13 protein-coding genes and 1 pseudogene are annotated in these 17,441 nt (G+C 72.5%); 8 read left to right on the top strand and 6 right to left on the bottom strand.

The features are described 5' to 3' along the window. A partial coding sequence (locus L7D48_RS13640) for a PadR family transcriptional regulator (RefSeq protein ID WP_237879698.1) occupies positions 1–573 on the bottom strand: 573 nt, incomplete at its 3' end. An 842-nt stretch (positions 574–1,415) separates the two neighbouring features. Between L7D48_RS13640 and L7D48_RS13635 the strand changes: the two genes are divergently transcribed. From L7D48_RS13635 to L7D48_RS13610, 6 genes are all read left to right on the top strand, one after another. Continuing rightward, positions 1,416–2,975 (top strand): polysaccharide lyase family 1 protein, encoded by a 1,560-nt coding sequence (locus L7D48_RS13635; protein WP_237879697.1) that lies wholly within the window; start codon positions 1,416–1,418, stop codon positions 2,973–2,975. Between the two features lie 186 nt (positions 2,976–3,161). Continuing rightward, the gene (locus L7D48_RS13630; protein ID WP_237879696.1) at positions 3,162–4,973 is read left to right on the top strand and encodes a polysaccharide lyase family 8 super-sandwich domain-containing protein; all 1,812 of its coding nucleotides are present in this window, start codon (positions 3,162–3,164) and stop codon (positions 4,971–4,973) included. Positions 4,974–5,146: 173 nt separating this feature from the next. Then, on the top strand, positions 5,147–5,746 hold the full coding sequence (locus L7D48_RS13625; protein ID WP_237879695.1) for a helix-turn-helix transcriptional regulator: 600 nt from the start codon (positions 5,147–5,149) through the stop codon (positions 5,744–5,746). A 50-nt stretch (positions 5,747–5,796) separates the two neighbouring features. Then, complete coding sequence (locus tag L7D48_RS13620; RefSeq protein ID WP_237879694.1) at positions 5,797–6,336, top strand: toxin-antitoxin system, toxin component family protein; 540 nt, start codon at positions 5,797–5,799, stop codon at positions 6,334–6,336. A gap of 16 nt (positions 6,337–6,352) precedes the next feature. After that, positions 6,353–7,600 (top strand): MAB_1171c family putative transporter, encoded by a 1,248-nt coding sequence (locus L7D48_RS13615; RefSeq protein ID WP_237879693.1) that lies wholly within the window; start codon positions 6,353–6,355, stop codon positions 7,598–7,600. Then, positions 7,597–9,012: an NAD(P)/FAD-dependent oxidoreductase gene (locus tag L7D48_RS13610; protein WP_237879692.1), complete on the top strand. Its 1,416-nt coding sequence runs from the start codon at positions 7,597–7,599 to the stop codon at positions 9,010–9,012. Before L7D48_RS13615 ends, L7D48_RS13610 begins: the two co-directional genes overlap by 4 nt. Before the next feature lie 42 nt (positions 9,013–9,054). On the opposite strand, the gene L7D48_RS13605 is transcribed toward L7D48_RS13610, so the two are convergent. After that, positions 9,055–9,678 (bottom strand): TetR/AcrR family transcriptional regulator, encoded by a 624-nt coding sequence (locus tag L7D48_RS13605; protein ID WP_237879691.1) that lies wholly within the window; start codon positions 9,676–9,678, stop codon positions 9,055–9,057. Between the two features lie 164 nt (positions 9,679–9,842). Here L7D48_RS13605 and L7D48_RS13600 point away from each other — a divergent pair, with 164 nt between their 5' ends. Then, complete coding sequence (locus L7D48_RS13600) at positions 9,843–10,799, top strand: DsbA family oxidoreductase (protein WP_237879690.1); 957 nt, start codon at positions 9,843–9,845, stop codon at positions 10,797–10,799. A 155-nt stretch (positions 10,800–10,954) separates the two neighbouring features. Here the strand turns inward: L7D48_RS13600 and L7D48_RS13595 are convergent, their stop codons facing one another. Further along, on the bottom strand, positions 10,955–12,544 hold the full coding sequence (locus L7D48_RS13595) for a carbohydrate-binding protein (protein WP_237879689.1): 1,590 nt from the start codon (positions 12,542–12,544) through the stop codon (positions 10,955–10,957). Between the two features lie 252 nt (positions 12,545–12,796). Beyond that, complete coding sequence (locus L7D48_RS13590; protein ID WP_237879688.1) at positions 12,797–14,242, bottom strand: glyceraldehyde-3-phosphate dehydrogenase; 1,446 nt, start codon at positions 14,240–14,242, stop codon at positions 12,797–12,799. A 386-nt stretch (positions 14,243–14,628) separates the two neighbouring features. Between L7D48_RS13590 and L7D48_RS13585 the strand changes: the two genes are divergently transcribed. Further along, positions 14,629–14,832, top strand: a complete 204-nt coding sequence (locus L7D48_RS13585; RefSeq protein WP_093658049.1) for a cold-shock protein — start codon at positions 14,629–14,631, stop codon at positions 14,830–14,832. A gap of 88 nt (positions 14,833–14,920) precedes the next feature. Here L7D48_RS13585 and L7D48_RS13580 read toward each other — a convergent pair whose 3' ends face one another. Then, positions 14,921–15,685: a rod shape-determining protein gene (locus L7D48_RS13580; RefSeq protein WP_237879699.1), complete on the bottom strand. Its 765-nt coding sequence runs from the start codon at positions 15,683–15,685 to the stop codon at positions 14,921–14,923. A 334-nt stretch (positions 15,686–16,019) separates the two neighbouring features. Further along, a pseudogene (locus tag L7D48_RS13575) lies at positions 16,020–17,300 on the bottom strand (NAD(P)/FAD-dependent oxidoreductase); the annotation flags it as partial. Positions 17,301–17,441: the final 141 nt, after the last annotated feature.

Below are 17,441 nucleotides of genomic sequence, written 5' to 3'. Positions count from 1 at the left end.
GCGCCGGCGGGGGGAGAGCCGGTGGAGGGTGGCGAGCACGTCGTCGAGCCAGGCGATCATCATCCGCTCGTAGGCGATCCCTCCCCGGAGGACCGCGTGCTGGAGCTCCCGTCCGGCGTCGAGGTCTTCGGCGCCGGGGTCTCCGGCGGTGTCGCTCCCGCCGAAGTCCCGCCGCTGCCCCGCCAGGTAGTGCGCGAGCCGGTCCCGGTGCATCCGCTGGTGGCGTTCGACCTCGCCGATCAGGGCGGCCGGCTCGCCGAAGGCGGCTCCGCGGACCTTCACGGCGAGTTCGTGCCGGACGCTCTCCGGCTGGACCGGCTCATCGAGCCACCCGGTCAGGGCGGACAGGCCCGCGGCCGAGACCGAGTACTCCTTCTTGTCCGGCCGGCCCCGCTGCGGCACGTCGCGCGCATCGATCCAGCCGTCGGCCTCCATGCGCTTGAGGACGCGGTAGATCTGCTGGTGGGTGGCGGTCCAGAAGTACCCGATGGACCGCTCGAACCGCCGTGCCAGCTCGTAGCCGGAACCCGGCTTCTCCAGCAGGGAGACGAGGATCGCGTGTTCGAGCGCCATACCGCGATCCTGATATGCAACTCGTTGCATAGGCAAGCTCGGGCCGCCCCGGTGAGACGCGGCTCACTCCTCCGGAAAGCCCTCCAGGCGGCGTCGCGCACCCGCGAGGCAGGTCGGATCCCGGCCTCCAACCGGGCCGGGCCATGAGTCCGGCGCACGGCCACGTCCACTGAATCCCCTTGCCCCACAGGGTCGTTGGCGGGCCTGGCACCGTGCCGACGCTTGCGGGTTCCGTCACGTACGGGACCTCGCCACGGCCTTCGGCGGTGGTCGCGGGCGACGACCGCCGGGCGGGACGGAAGGGTGTACTCCGCAACCTTCCGGAGCCTTGCCATTCCATCGGACGCCACCCTATCCTCACCGAAAGAAAGCGCTTTCCCCGTTCATCGGATCCGTTCCGCCGGAGGCGGTCGCCACGGCACCCGCCGCGACCTCGCACGCAAGCCGCCACCGTTCCGCCACGGAGGCTTCGACCGGGATGTCGACGCGCCACGAAGCGAAAGGGCATACGCCACGATGAAGACGCACCGCGCCGGCCACGGCGGTTTCGACGGCGACGGCCTCCCGTAACGGATGACATGCCACGCCGCCGGCCCGGGCGGTCACCTCACGGAAGGCGACGCCCCGCGGACGCCGTCCGGCGAGGCGGCCGGCAGCACGGCCGCGGAGACCCGGGGGCCCACCCCCTGCGAACCACCGACCCCCCACACCGAGGAGAGGATCCACCCCCGAGGCCTGCCACCGGCCCGTCCGGCGGCGGACCTGCGACACCGACAGTTGAATGTCATGCACACGACATTAAGTGACACCTTTCAGCGCCCGAAGAGGAAATGGGAGACGAGATGAGACGAGCAGTCGCACTGCGGCTCTACGCGGGGCTGGCCACGATGGCGCTCGCGACCGCGACCGGCGTGGTCCTGACGATGCCCGCGGCGTCGGCGGCGCCCGGCGGCCCCACCGGCTACGCGACTCAGAACGGCGGTACCACCGGCGGTGCGGGCGGGCAGACCGTCCGGGCCACCACGGGTACCGCGATCCACCAGGCCCTGTGCAGCCGGGCCAGCAGCAGCACCCCGATCACCATCCAGGTCGAGGGCACCATCAACCACGGCAACACCAGCAAGGTGTCGGGCGACAGCTGCAACACCGCCGCCGACAAGATCGAGCTCAAGCAGATCAGCAACGTCACGATCGTCGGGGTCGGCAGTGGAGCCGTCTTCGACCAGCTGGGCATCCACATCCGCGAGGCCAGCAACATCATCATCCAGAACGTGACGGTCAAGAACGTCAAGAAGTCGGGCTCGCCCACGTCCAACGGCGGTGACGCCATCGGCATGGAGAGCGGCGTCCGCAACGTCTGGGTCGATCACGTCACCCTGGAGGCCTCGGGCGGGGAGTCGGCGGGGTTCGACGGCCTCTTCGACATGAAGGACGACACCAAGTACGTGACCCTGTCCTACAGCATCCTGCGCAACTCCGGCCGCGGCGGCCTGGTCGGCTCCAGTGAGAGCGACCGCTCCAACGGCTTCGTCACCTACCACCACAACCTGTACGAGAACATCGACTCCCGCCTCCCCCTGCTGCGCGGCGGCATAGCCCACATCTACAACAACCACTACGTGGACATCCACGAGTCCGGCATCAACTCCCGTGCCGGGGCCCGCGCCAAGGTGGACAACAACTACTTCGAGGACTCCAAGGACGTCCTGGGGACCTTCTACACCGACGAGGCCGGCTACTGGCAGGTCGGCGGCAACATCTTCGACAACGTGACCTGGTCCAGCCGCAGCGGCGACAACAACCCGGCCGGGCCGAACCCGCAGTCCAACACCACCGTCAGCATCCCCTACTCCTACGACCTCGACGGCGCCGACTGCGTGCCGGGCATCGTGAGCCAGACGGCGGGGGCGGGCAAGGGCCTGAAGGTGTCGGACGGCAGCTGCTCGCCGCAGACGCCGGACCCGACCCCGACGCCGACCGACCCCGGACCGACGCCGACCGACCCCACGCCCACGCCCACGCCGTCCCAGCCCGGTGGAACCAACCTCAGCATCGGGGCCGGCTCCGACGGTTCCGGCAAGGCGAGCGGAACGAGCTACGGCAATGTGCGCGACGGTGACATGAGCACCTACTGGTCGCCCACCGGCTCGACCGGGTCGATCTCGATCAAGTGGGGCTCCGCCACCACCGTCTCCAAGATCAACATCAGGGAGGCGGCAGGCTCCGAGGGCGACATCGGTTCCTGGCGGGTCGTCAACCACGACACCGGCGCCGTCCTGGCCTCGGGCAGCGGGGCGGGCGTCATCACCTTCCCGCAGACATCGCTGCGCAAGATCACGTTCGAGATCACCGGCTCGTCCGGCACCCCCAAGGTCGCCGAGTTCGAGACCTACGCCGGATAGCGGCACGACCCGCCGCCCGTCCGGGCCCGGTACCCTCCGGCCCCGGACGGGCGGCGGTGTTCCCGGCACCCGCGCGCCGCGTTCACGACCGTCCGCCCCCGCGGCTCCGGGGCACGGACGGGGTGTGCGGCCCCGCCGAACGGAAATCCGTTTCCCGCGGCCTCGCCGACGGGGCATCGTGGCGGTATGCATCCCGTGGAGACCGTCCGAACCCGCCTGCTGCGGGAACTCGCGGACACCGGCGCGGGCGCCGCCGCGGACGCGGCCGAAGCGCTCATCGGCCCGCTCACACCCGACGGCACCTGGCCGGACGTCGACTACGCCCACCATGCGGACGGATCGGACTTCCCGCCGCTGGAGCACCTGTCGCGGGCCTTGGCGCTGGCGCTCTCACCCCGGCAGGAGCACCGGGCCGCAGCCCTGAGCGCCCTGGAGGCGTGGTACCGCGCCGATCCCCGCAGCGGCAACTGGTGGTACAACGAGATCGGCGTGCCGTGCCTGGTCGGTGACCTCCTCCTGGCGCTGGCCGACCGGCTGGGCGCCCGGCAGCGCGCCCACTGGGGGCGGTGGCTCGCCGATCGCGCGGGTCCGGTGGAGATGACCGGGCAGAACCTCGTCTGGGCCCAGGGGATCGTGCTGCGCCGCGGTCTCCTGCTGGGCGACGGCGAGCTGACCGCTTCGGCCGTCCGCCGCATGTCGGCGGTACTGCGGACGACCGACGGCGAGGGCATTCAGGAGGACTTCAGCTTCCACCAGCATGGACCGCAGCTGTACTCCGGCGGCTACGGCGCCTCCCTGGCGGCCGACCTGTCCTTGTGGATCCACGCGGTGCACGGCACCCCGTGGGCCTTCGGCGCGCGTGAGGTCGGCCTGTTCACCGACTTCCTCCTGGACGGCCAGCAGTGGGCGGTGCACGGGGAAGGCTTCGACTTCACCACCATGGGCCGCGAGGTCACCCGCGCCGAGGCTCACCGGGCAGACGGCTCGCTGCGCACCGTGATCCGCAGGCTGCTGGACGCCGACGCGCCCCGGCGGAAGGAACTGGCCGCGTTCGACGCCCGCCTGGCCGCGGTACGGGCGGGCGTCTCCCCCGCCGGAGCGGCCGGTCCGGTCGGCTGCCGTGCCTTTACCCGCTCGGACTACCTGGTGCACCGCCGGCCCACCTGGTCGGTGTCGGTGCGTGTGTCCTCCACCCGCACCGTTCCCACCGAGAGTCTCAACGGGGAGAACCTGCGCGGCCGGCACCTGGGCGACGGTGTGGCCGCTGTCCGGGTCGGCGGTGGCGCGGAGGACGGCTACCGTGCCGTGCTGCCCCTGTGGCACTGGGCCCGGCTCCCGGGCATCACGGCCGAGCAGTGCCCCGACCCGGAATCCCTGTCCCCCCGGCCTCACGGTGAACGCGGCGCGTCGCCGGACAGCGGCGTTTGGTCCGACGGCCGGTACGGCGTCGCCGTGATGCGGCTGGCGGGCACGGACCGGTTCACGGACGGCTGGAAAGCCTGGTTCTGCTTCGACGACCTCTTCGTCGCGCTCGGCACCGGCATCACCGCTCCGTCGGCCGGGCACCGGGTGCTCACCACCGTCGACCAGCGGCTCGCGGAAGGCCCGCCGGCCATCGGCTCCCACCCCGGCGGGCCCCGCTGGGTGCACCACGGCCGTATCGGTTACGTGCCGCTGTCCGATCACGGCTCGCTCCGCGCGCGGGTGGAGCGTCGCGCGGGTGCCTGGTCGGACGTCACCACGACCGGTTCCTCCGAGCGGTTGTCGGCGGAGGTGTTCCACATCGGCTTCGACCACGGACCACGGCCGCAGGGCGCCGCCTACGCGTGCCTGGTACTGCCCGGCGCGGACCGGACGTCCACCGCCGAGCGGGCACGCGTCCCCGGTGTCACCGTGTTGTCGAACACCCCTGGCGTGCAGTCTGTACGGTGCGACCGCAGTGGGGTCGTTCTCACCGCCCGTCGCGGCGCGGACGGCCCGGTGCTCTCCCTGTGCTGACGTCGGCGTCCGTGCCGCCGCCTTCAGGCGCTGCACGGACGCCAACGTCAGTTCTCCGTCCGGCAACGATCGTTGCGGAGAATGGCCCTGGCCGCGGCACAGGCCGTAGTCTCGGATTACCATCGGGTGACGACCGTTCGGAGGGCATGGTGACCGAGGCCTCTCACAACCCCTTGAACGAGGTTCTGGAGCGCCTGGACGCGCTGTCGGAGAGCAGGGGACTCACCCGCGACGACGTCCTGGACCTCGGTGAGCTGTCGGCCGCCACCGGCCTCGGCACCAGGGAGATCCGCACCCTGCTGAGGGGCGGGAGGGTGCGGGAGCGCAAGGTGGGCGAGACCGCTCCCCGACGGGTGAACTTCCTGTACGAGCGGCTTCTGAAGGAAAGCGGGAGGAGGCCGGCCGACATCGTCGGCGAGGTGGCGGCCCGCCTGGGGGTGACCGGCGCCTGGGCCCGCAGCCTCCTCCAGGGCGGGAAGTGCCCCAATGTGCCGCATCTCGCCGCGCTGGCCGACTACTTCGGGGTGTCGCTGACGTTCTTCACCGACCCTCCCCGCGACGCGCTGACCCGTGAACTGCGGCCGGTCGTGGGCCGGCTGGAGTCGGAGCCGGCCGGGAGGGGACTCGACGACCCCCTGGCCGCTCTCGTCGGGGAGCACGGCGCCAGGGCGATCGCCGCCCGCGGCGGCGGGCCCGCCCTCACCATCGCCCAGCGGGAGGCCATCGCCAGGTTCGTCGTCGACTTCGTCGCGGACTCGGAGCCCGGACGATGACGCGGGAGGGCAGAGAGCGCAGGGGCATCGGCAGGAGCACCCGGAAGGCCATGGACGAGCTCGCCCGCCGGCTCATGGACGGCCTCAGCCGCGATCCCGGGCTGCAGGTGCCGACGGACGCGGAGTCGCTGTGCCGGGCGCTGTGCCGGGAGATGGGCGCGCTCCGGGGCCGCCCCCTGGAGCTGAGGGTCGAGGAACTGCCGCGCGAGGCGGGCGGCATCACCGGCCTGATGCTGTCCCTGGAGGAGCGGGACGTGATCCTCGTCGAGCGCAGGGTGGACGCCCCGCAGAAACCGATCATCGTGGGTCACGAGCTGTGGCACCTGCACCGGGGCCACAGCAGCTACCCGAGCGGTGTGGAAGGCGGCACGGCCGCCGCCCGCACGCTGTACCCCGGCGACGGCACGGTGCTGTGCGCGGCGGCGCGCAGCCACTGCGACGCGCGGGAGGAGGGGGAGGCCGAGGCGTTCGGCGTGCGCCTGTACCGGGATTTCCGCAGATGGCTCGTGGACGACCCGCTGGCCGTCCCCCGCCCTGCCCGTACCGACGCGGTCGTGACCCGGCTGCGGACCACTCTCGGCCCCCGGTGAGGCGGCCGGACCACCCATGGACGCCTCCGAAGACGTCATCCCCCACATCTACTACCTCGCGGCGGTAGTGGCGCTGCTGCCCCTGTTCCTCAAGATGCGGTCCACCATCCGCGCGCGGCACGAGTCGCTGCTCCGCGTGGCGAGTCTCCTGCTGGTCATGGCCTTCCTCGTCCTCGCCTCCGCGGCGCCCCAGAGCATCGCGCTGATCAACCGGACCACCGGCGTGACCAACATCGCGGCGCCCTGGGTCTACAGCCTGCTCACCGCGTTCAGCGCCTGCTGCCTGCTGATGCTCACCGCGTGGCGGGACGGGACCACCGCGTCGGCCGGCCGCGTGATGCGGTGGGTCATCGCCGTGTACTCGCTGGTCATCGTCGCGCTGTGGGTGCTCTTCGCCCTCGGTGACCCCGCTGTCGAGCGCCTGCGCGACTTCGACACGTACTACGCCGACGAGCCGTATCTGCGCGAGATGATCACGCTCTACATCGTGGCCCACACCGTCGCCAACACCGTCAACTTCGTGCTGCTGTGGTCGTGGGAACGCCGGGTGCGCCGCGTCGACGCCTGGCTCCGCACCGGACTGCTGCTCATGGGCACCGGTTACATCGCCACCCTCGCCTTCAACGGCTTCAAGCTCACCGCGGTCGTCGGCCGGTGGGGCGGCCACGACCTGGACTGGCTCAGCACCCAGGCCGCCCCGCTGGCCGGCGCCATCGGCTCCATCCTGGTCGGCGCGGGCTTCCTGGTCCCTCACGCGGGCCAGGCGGCCTACGAGTTCTGGCGGGCCGCCCTCCGCCACCGCAGGCTCCTGCCCCTGTGCCGGCTGCTGAAGGAGCATGTGCCGACCGGGCCCTCCACGCTCGTCGGCAAGCCGGACATCCACACCTCCCTGACGATCAGGGAGAAGGAGATACGGGACAGCCTCTACACCCTGGCCCCCTTTCTGGACCACGAGCTGCACCGCCGGGCCCGCCGGGCGGCCCTCGACCCCGACCCCCTGCTCTGGGAGTTGCTGGGCAGGCGGCTCACCCCTCGGGAGGCCGAAGGCGTCGCCGGTGCCGTGGCCGTCTCCGCCGCCATCGCCGCCCGCGCGGAGGACCCGGGCAGGGGCGCCGAGTGGAGGAGTCCCGACAACCTGCTCCGCGACGTCGAAGCCGTCTCCGGGGCACTGCGCCGTCCCAGCATCGTCGAGGCGGTCCGTCGCAGCGCGGCCGCCAGGTCGGAGAGCACACCCGCCGCATGGAACGACACCCCCGCCCCATGAGATCCGCGAGGTCCGCGGTAGTCCTCGGCGGCAGCCTGGCCGGCATGCTCGCGGCCCGCGCGCTGGCCGACTTCGCGACCGTCACCGTCGTGGAGCGCGACACCCTGCCCGAAGGGCCCGGGCCCCGCAGGGGGCTGCCCCAGGCGCAGCACACCCATGTGCTGTGGTCCGGCGGTGCCAGGGCCGTCGAGGAGTTGCTGCCCGGCACCGCCGATCTGCTCAGGGGGCGCGGAGCGCACCACGTGCCGGTGCCCACCGACATGGTCGTCCTCAGCCCGCGGGGGTGGTTCCGCCGCTGGGAGGAGTCCCACCACACGCTTCTGTGCAGCCGCGAGCTGCTCGACTGGACCGTGCGCCGGCAGGTCCTCGGCCATGAGCGCGTCACCGTCCTGGAGGGCGCCACGGCCGAAGGTCTGCTCGGCGACGCGACCGCGGTCACCGGCGTCCGCGTCCGCCGGGCGGACGGCGGGGAGGAGCGGCTCACCGCGGACCTGGTCGTCGACGCCACCGGCCGCGCCTCGCGCGCGTCCTCCTGGCTGCGGGAGTTGGGGCTGCCCACTCCGGCCGAGCGGAGGATCGACCCGGGCCTCGTCTACGCCAGCCGTGTCTTCCGGGCTCCCCCGGCCGTGCGCGCCCTGGGGCGTTTCCCCACCGTCTTCGTCCAGGCCGATCCCCGGCGGGCCCCCGGGCAGGGCGCCCTGCTCATCATGATCGAGGACGGGCGCTGGCTCGTGACCCTCTCCGGTACCCGCGGGGGCGAGCCCGTCAAAGAGAGCGACGCCTTCGTGGACTTCGCCCTACGGGCGCCACGGCATCCGCTGATCGGCCGGCTCATCGCGGACGCCGAACCCCTGACCGGGGTCACCCTCACCCGCGCCACCGCCAACTACCGCCGCTACTACGAGCGGATGCGCCGCTGGCCCGAGGGGTTCGCCGTCCTCGGTGACGCCCTGGCGGCCTACAACCCCAGTTACGGGCACGGGATGTCCACCGCGGCCCAGAGCGCCGTCGCCCTGCGCGACACGGTCGGGCGCCATGGATGGGACGCCCCGGGGCTGGCGCGGCACGTCCAGAGGGCCGTGGCCGGGCCGGTGGACGCCGCGTGGATCCTGGCCGTCGGTCAGGACGTGCTCTACCCGGGTGCCACCGAGCACGGTCCCACCTTCCGGGACAAGCTCGCGTCCGCCTACATCAGCCGGCTGCTCCACACCGCGACCGGCAACGGCTGGGTGGCCCGCCGCATCACCGATGTCACCTCCCTCGAGCGCACGGCGTCCGTCCTGGGCGACCCCCGGCTGTCCCTCGCCGCGCTCCGCGGGCCCCGCCGACCGAAACTCGGCGGGCCTCCCCTCACCGGGGAGGAGATGGCCGCCGCCGGCCTGTCCGCCTCGTCCGTCACCGCTCTGGAGTGACCGGTCGCCGGACGCCCCCGGCGGTGTCGCCGCCGGGGGCGCCTACGGCGGGTCAGCGGCCCCGCGGTCGGGGGACGCCCCGCGCAGGAGCCCCCACACCTCCTCGGCGGCCTGCTCCGCGGTGGGCCTGCCGGGCATGGCGACCCATCGGGTGAACACCCCGACGAAGGCCCCGGCCAGGTAGTGGGCGCGCAGCTCCAGGAGTGGAGCGGTCGCGCCCCCGTTCCCGCCGTCGCCACCGGCCGCCCCCAGCTGGGCCGCCACCTCCTCGGCCAGCAGCTCCCTGAGCCGGTTGACGAAGCGCGCGGACCCCCCGGGGCCGAGCATCCGCCGGTACAGGGTCGCGTTCGTCTCCACATGACGGAACAGTTGCGCCAGTTCGCCCGGGGCGCACTGCGCCGGGTGTGTGAGCGGGCACCGGGCGGCCGCGCGGGCGAGCCGGCCGACCTCCTCCTCCATGGCGTCCAGGAGCAGGGCGTCCCGGTCGCGGTAGTGCTGGTAGACGGTCGCGCGGTTGACCGTGGCGCGTTCCGCGATGTCGGCGATGGTCATGGATTCGACATCCCGTTCCGCGGCGATCGCCAGCGCCGCCTCCCGGAGCAGAGCACGGGTCCGCAGTACACGAGGATCCACACGGTCGGCGGGGAGGGTCCTCTGCTTCGGCATGCCCGCCAGCATATCGATCGTGCGACAAGCGGCGCTTAAGCGACTTGTGTCGCCCGGTGACCGGGTCCGCGCACGGGACCGGAGCCGGGCGGCGGTTCCGGACGACCGGAGTCGTCTAAACAACATGCGTTGCTTAAGCGACCTCCGTTGGCTAGTCTTGCGGCATGCGAATCGAGATCTGGGCGGACGTCGTCTGCGCGTGGACGTACATCGGCAAGCGGCGCCTGGAGCGGGCACTGGCGGACAGGAGTGACACAGAGGTCGTCTGGCGGCCCTTCCGGATCGACCCGACCGCACCGGCCCGGGCCGTTCCGCTGGAGGAGGCGCTGCGCGACCCCCTCATGGACGAGGCGCTGCGCGCCTGCGCGCCTGGACTGTCCCCGGAGCGGAACCGGGTACGGATCTCACAGGTGGCCGCCCGCGAGGGCCTGGGACCGCCCTGGGGTTCCAAATGGCGCGTCAGCAGCCACGACGCCCACCGGCTCATCGCCCTGGCCCACGAGCACGGCGGCCCGTCCGTGCAGGACGCCGTGGCCGAGGGCGTGCTGCGGGCGAACTTCGTCGAGGGCCTGGACATCGGCGACCGGGCGGTCCTCGGCGAGGTGGCCGCGGCGGCCGGCTTCCCCCTCGGCGCGAGGCTTCTGGAGGGCGGCGCGGGCGAGACCCTCGTACGCGAACTGCTGCTCCAGGGCAGGGCCCGGGGGGTGCGCACCTCACCCACCCTCGTCGTGGGCGGCCGGGCGCTGGCGGGTGCCCAGCCGCCGGAGGCGATCGCGGACTTCCTGCGCGGCGGCGGGCGCGAGCGCCCCGTCCCCGCCGAGGTCGAGCGGATGCGGTGGGCCGAGTCGCTCATGGACCGGCGCGACCCGCTGGGAGCCCTGGTGATGCTCCGTCCGCTGCTGGAGGAGTTCGGCGAGGATCGCGGGGTCCGGCTGCTGGCCGCCCGGGCCTACTTCGCCTCCGCCCAGCTGAAGCGGGCCGGGGCCGTTCTGGAATCACTGGTCGGGGAGTTCCCGGGCGACCTGTACCTGCGAATGCTGTACGGGCGCACCCTGGAGCGCCAGGGCCGCGACGAGGAGGCCCGCCCCCATCTGCGGCTGGCGGCCGCCGCGGACGGCTGAGGGCCCGGTCGGCAGCGGGCACCGTCTTCCGCCCCGGTACAGGCCCCGCGGCCGTCCGTGCGCGCACGGACGGCCGCGGGGTCTGCGCCGATGGGGCCTGCACCGATGGGGCCTGCGGCCTCACCCCGTTCGGCCGACGGGCCGGCGGACAGCGGTCACGGCGTCGCCGCCCTGCCGCCGAAGGACACGACCAGGCGTCCGTCGGAGGCGAAGGACCAGCTCATCGCACCGGCGTACGAGGAGCACCGGGAGCCGTTCGAGCCGGACCAGAACTGGTTCGAGCCGTCGGCGTCGCCGACCGTCTTGTCGTTGGACCCGCTGCCGCTGCGGCACGAGACGTTGTTCCGGAACACCGAGGTGCCGGCGTCGAAGGAGTAGTTGCGCTGGGCGTTGTCGATGCTGATGTTGTCCGACATCGTCATCGTGCCGGGGTTCCTGTTGTAGGTGAACCCGTGCTTGCCGTTGTCGTAGGCGATGCTGCGCCGGATGACGTGGTCGACCCCGATGTCCTCGCCGCCGAGCTTGTAGCCGTTGCGGTCGCCGCTGGAGTTCTGGGTGCCGTCGCTGAGGGTGCCGTTCCCGTAGGCGAGGGAGTCCTCGATGGTCACCGCGCCGATGGGCCCGGTCTCGTCCTTGGTGTAGAGGTCCCAGCCGTCGTCGATGTTGTTGTGGGCCACCGCGTGGCGGAAGACGTTCCCGGGGCCGGAGGTGAGCTTCGCGGCGAAGCCGTCGGCGTCCTCGCCGTCGGAGTCGGCGTTGTCGTGCGACCGCGCGCTCAGGACGAGGTTGTGGGAGGGCCACTGGTCGCGGGGGGTGGAGGAGGACATCCGCGAGAGCTGCAGACCCGTGTCGCGGTTGAAGCGCGTCACCGTGCGCTCGATGACGTTGTGGCTGCCGCCGACGAAGATGCCGTTGTCGCCGGCCCGCTGGACGACGAGGCCCTTGAGATGCCAGTACGACCCGTTGACCGCGAGTCCGCGGTTCGACGAGCTCTCGCTCTGCGCCGAGAAGTCCAGCACCGGCGTCTCACCCGGGTAGGCGGACAGCTCCGTGCGGTCGCCCGGTGTGCCGTCGTTGCCCTGCGCGATGGTGACCGTCTGCGAGAAGCGGTAGGTGCCGCCGCGCAGGCGGATCGTCCCGCCGGGGGTGACGCGGCTGATCGCCGAGGTGAGCGTCGTCGGGTCGGACTCCGTACCCGGGGCGTCGGCGCTGCCGTTCGGCGCCACGTACAGCACCGGGCCCGGGGGCGGCGGCGTGGTGCCGGTGCCGTCCACCTCGGCGTCGAGGTAGTCGATGTTGGGCAGGCCGCCGGTGCCTGTGGGGCTGAGCCGGATGGTGTTGCCGCCCTGCCTCACCGGCACCGTGAGCGTCTTCGTCGTCCAGCCGTCCCACACGCCGGTGCTCTCGAACGACGCCGAGGTGACCGCCGAGCCGTTCACCTCGATGTCCGCGGGCCGTGCGGCGGTGGTTCCGTTGGCGAAGCGGACCGTCAGCGTCGCGGTGCCGGCCCGCGGGGCGTCCACCGTGAACCGGACGGCCGCGCCCACGGCGTTGCGGCCGTTGCAGAAGCCCGTTCCGGAGTAGCCGGCGTGTTCGGAGTCGATGGTGCCGTCGCAGGTGGCGGGGGCGCGCTCGGCCTCGTGGCGGACCGGTGCGGCCGTCGCCGTGGCGCCGGGCAGTGCCACGGCGACGCCGGCCGCCAGGGTGGCGCAGGCCAGTAAGGACAGCGGGGTTGTCGGTCTCATCGGGACATCGCCCTTCCGTGGGGGGACGCCTGCGCGGCAGGCATGGCGGTGTGGCTTTCGACACAGAGAACAGAAAGCGCTTGCCACGCTAAGAGCGCGCTTTTGGCAGGTCAATAGGGAGGACGAGGAGAAGACGTTCGACAAGCGATTGCCCGGAACCGGACCCGCCCGTCGCGACCGGCGCCGCGCGAGGCGCCCCGCCCGCCGGACCACCGGGCCGGGCGGGCGGGGCGCAAGGGCCGAACGCCGGGGTCAGACCGCCGGAGCGGGGTAGGTGGGGTACTCGACCCCGGAGACGTGCTGCACGACGCGGACGACCTGGCAGGAGTAGCCGAACTCGTTGTCGTACCACAGGTAGAGGATCGCGTTGTCGCCCTCGACCTTGGTGGCGCCGGCGTCGACGATCGAGGCGTTGCGCGAGCCGATGAAGTCGCTGGAGACCGCGTCGGGGGCGCTGATGAAGTCGATCTGGCGCTTGAGCGGCGAGGTCAGCGACACGTTGCGGAGGTAGTCGAGGACCTCCTCGCGGGTGGTCTCGCGGGCGAGCTGGAGGTTGAGGATCGCGATCGAGACGTCCGGCACGGGAACGCGGATCGAGCTGCCGGTGATCTTCGCGTCGAGGTCGGGCAGCGCCTTGGCGACGGCGGAGGCGGCGCCGGTCTCGGTGATGACCATGTTGAGCGGCGCCGAGCGGCCGCGGCGGTCGGACTTGTGGTAGTTGTCCAGCAGGTTCTGGTCGTTGGTGAACGAGTGGACGGTCTCGACGTGGCCGCGCAGGACGCCGTACTCGTCGGCCATCGCCTTCAGCGGCGGCACGATCGCGTTGGTGGTGCACGACGCGCAGGACAGGATCCGCTCGTCCGGCTTGATCGTCTCGTGGTTGACGCCGTGGACGATGTTGGGGACGTCGCCCTTGCCCGGAGCGGTCAGGACGACCTTGTCGACGCCGGGGCGCAGGTGCTTGGACAGACCCTCCCGGTCGCGCCACCTGCCCGTGTTGTCTATGAGGATGGCGTTCTTGATGCCGTACGCGGTGTAGTCCACCGCCGTCGGGTCGTCGGAGTAGATGACCTGGATCTCGTTGCCGTTGGCGATGATCTTGTTGTTCGCCTCGTCGACGGTGATCGTGCCCTGGAACTGGCCGTGGATGGAGTCGCGGCGCAGCAGGGAGGCGCGCTTGACCAGGTCCTGGCCGGCGGCCTTGCGGACGACGATGGCGCGCAGCCGCAGGCCGTTTCCGGAGCCGGTCTTCTCGATGAGCAGGCGGGCGAGGAGGCGGCCGATGCGGCCGAAGCCGTAGAGGACCACATCGCGCGGCTCGCGGCACTTGATCTTGTTCTCTCCCGTGGCGCCGGCGACGGCCTCGGCGGTGAACTCCTCCACCGACAGCCCTCGGCCGTCGGCCCTGTACGTCGCGGCGAGCATGCCGATGTCGATCTGGGAGGGGCCGAGGTCGAGTGTGGTGAGAGCCCGCAGGAACGGCAGCGTCTCGGTGACGGAGAGCTCCTCGCCGGCGATCTGCCGGGCGAACCGGTGGGTCTTGAGGATGCTGACCACCGACTTGTTCACCAGGGAGCGGCTGTGGAGCAGGATCGTGACGTCCCGCTCCCGGTGCAGCTTCCCGATGATCGGGATCATCGACTCCGCGATCTCCTCGCGGTTCTTCCAGTTGGTGAACGAGTCCACGGTGGTAGTCACAGGTTCATCTTTCGAGCTAGGCGGTGCTCATATGTTAAGCACCCCCTATTCTGATCACTCACCCGGTACCGCCCTCACCGGGGGTGCGACGACAACGGCCGGAAGCGCGGCAGCCGTGGAGGGCGGCGCCGGCCAGGGGCGGCTCCCGTCGGTTCGGCCGGCCGACGGGCCGGCCCGTACGGCCCATCGGGGTACGCCCGGCCGTGTCGGTAGCGGCCGCCGACCGTGCGGTGTAGCGTCGAGAACAGCAGTCGTGGTTCCGAAGTCTCGTTCGCCCGTGGTCACGATCACGGGCGTTCTCGCTGTTCAGCTCACCTCCGGACCAGGGCGATCACCTCCCGGGCCCGCAAGGCGGGTCCGGTCCCCTCAAGGAGAAGGAGACGGTCATGGCCAAGGGCACCGTGAAGTGGTTCAACAGTGAGAAGGGCTTCGGCTTCATCGAGCAGGAGGGCGGCGGCCCCGACGTCTTCGCCCACTACTCCAACATCGCGGCCCAGGGTTACCGCGAGCTGCACGAGGGCCAGAAGGTCGAGTTCGACGTCACCCAGGGCCAGAAGGGCCCGCAGGCGGAGAACATCCGCCCCGCCTGACCCCGGCGCGCCCCCACGGGCCCGGCATCCCCGCTTCAGGGGGTGCCGGGCCCGGACCGTTCCGGGGGCCGTCCCCCTCCGGCCCCTTTCAGTGGTGGTGCGAACGGGTGGAGCGCAGTGCCTCGGCGGCTCCGCGCAGCGCCGCGATGTGCGGCTGGGGAGCGGGCCGTACACAGGTGTTGAGCCGCACGGAGAGCTGGTAGGTCACCTCCGGCCGCAGGGCTCCCCCGCCGCCCACCAGCGGGCCGCGTTCCAGCGCGTCGACGAGGTACGGCACGCGGCTGCCGTGCAGCATGCCGGTGACCATCGCGGCGGTCTGGGCCACCAGCTCGCGCGAGGGGGTCGTGTCGAGGTCGCTGGTGCCCAGGGCGGTCCTGCGCGCGGCGCTCACGACACCGTCGACCAGCAGGGCCACCTCGGTGATGTGCGCTCCGACGTCCACCACCAGCAGTGGACGGGACAGATCCGCGCGCACCCCCAGTGCGATGGCCCTGACGCTCTCGACGGACAGCACCGTGCGGGGCCGCAGCACTCCCAGTGCCTCGACCGCGGCGGTGTGGTGGCGCCGGTCGCTGAGGACCGGAGTGGTGATGGCGACCACCGGGCGGGCGAGGCGGGGGGTGCGGCCGCCCAGCAGGCGCTCCAGCAGCCGGCCGGTGCCGTCGGCGTCGATGATGGTGCCCCGCTGGACGGGATGGGTGAGACCCCTGCCCGGGAAGGTCACGGTGGGCGCGTCGATGACGCTGCGGCGGCCCTGCGTCCAGGCCCGGGTACGGGCGCTGCCCAGGTCGATGGCGATTCCCGGGCATCTGCGGCACACCGGCCAGGCGGGGAAGCGGTGCGCGGAGAGCATCGCGGATTCGGAGCCGGTCGCCGTTGCGTCCCCCCGGCCTGTGGGCAGGACCGCACCGCCGCCGGCGACCTGGTGGTTCACGACCTCACCTTCCACACCCCCCGCGGGGCACACGGGAAACGGAACCCGGCCTGCGTCGGGCAGATGCCGGTACGGCGCTGCCGCGGCGTGCCGCCGGCCGTCGCACCTCATCCTGGCCGAAGGGCCCGCCCCCGGCCATCGGGGGCAGGCCCCATTTCCGCCGGGCGGCGGTGTGCAGCCGACCCCGCTCCGGGCGCCGCGGGCCGGTGTGACCGGTGGGCCTGCCCCGCTCCCCGGTCGCGGTGCGGCGGGGTCACCTCAGCGGGTCGAACGGTGCCAGCTCGGCGGGCTCCCGGCCGGTGGCCACCCGCTCCGCGAGCAGCCGGCCCGTGACCGGCCCCAGGGTGATGCCCCACATGCCGTGTCCTCCGGCGGCGAAGACGCGCGGCGAGCGGGTGGCCCCGATCAGCGGCAGGCCGTCGGCCGTGCAGGGTCGGGAGCCGACCCACTCGTCCCGGCGCGCCTCCAGGTCGGCGCCCTCCAGCAGGGGCCGCGCGGCATCGGTGATGGCCCTGATCCTGCGGCGGTCCAGCGGCGCGTCGGGGCGGCGGAACTCCATCATCCCCGCGACCCGCAGCCGGTCCCCCAGCGGTGTGCAGGCCACCCGCTGGGCCGGGAAGTAGACCGGTCCGGCCGGTGCCCGCTCCACCGGGACGCTGAAGCTGTATCCGCGGCCCGCCTGCACCACACGGCGGACACCGAACCTCCGGCCGAGCTCTCCGAGGTGGACCCCGCCTGCCAGGACGACCGCGTCGAACCGCCCGCCGGTGCCGTCGGAGAGTTCGACGCTCACGCCGCCGGCGCGGTCGTACACCCCGGTCACCGCCGCGCCGGTGCGGATCTCGCCGCCGCGGGCGCGGACGGAGTCGGCCAGTGCGCGCACGAACGCGCCGGGGTCGATGTAGCGCTGCCCGTGCAGGCGGACCGCCGCACCGATCCGCGGCGACAGGCACGGCTCCGCCTCACGGGCCGCGTCGCCGTCGAGGAGGTCGAAGTCGATGTCCTGGCCGGCGGAGCGGATGTGTTCGAGTTCCTCCAGCAGGACGCCGCGCTCGCGCGCGGTGCGGTACGCCGCGACGAAGGTCTTGGCCTCGGCGGTCGGCTCCGCGACCCCGCCTCGGGCCAGGAGGTCGAAACTCTCCAGGGCCAGCCGGTTGACCGGGACGAGCGCGCCCATCGCCCGCCGCCACCGGGCGGTGGTGCTGTGGCGGGCGAACCCGGTCAGGAACCTGATCAGGGCGGGGCTGGCGCTGGGAGGGACGTAGACCGGCGAGGAAGGGCTGAGCACCGCGCGCAGCCCGTACCTGAGCACGGCGGGTTCGGGCAGCGGGGTGGCCAGGCCGGGTGTCAGCCATCCGGCGTTGCCCTGCGACGCTCCCGCGGCCACGCCCTCGCGGTCGTACACCGTGACCTCCACCCCGTGGTCCCGCAGGAACCAGGCGGTGGACAGTCCGACCATCCCGGCGCCGACGACGGCGACGCTGCCCGGGCGGGCACCGAAGACGGAGGAAGCCATGGCGCGAACCTCTCCTTTCGATCGCTGTGCCCCCGATGATCCGTCCGGCGCGCCCGCCCGTCTTCGTGCCGGCCGGCCTACTCCGCGGGCGGGGGTGGTCCCGCCCGCACAACGGGAGGGGGGACGATGGGGTCATGTACGACTTCCGTGTGCCCTGCC

This window comes from Streptomyces sp. ICN903, from assembly GCF_022015835.1.
Lineage (GTDB): Bacteria > Actinomycetota > Actinomycetes > Streptomycetales > Streptomycetaceae > Streptomyces > Streptomyces fenghuangensis.
The sequence above is the reverse complement of the archived record's forward strand: the minus strand, read 5'-3'. Positions and strand labels throughout refer to the sequence as shown.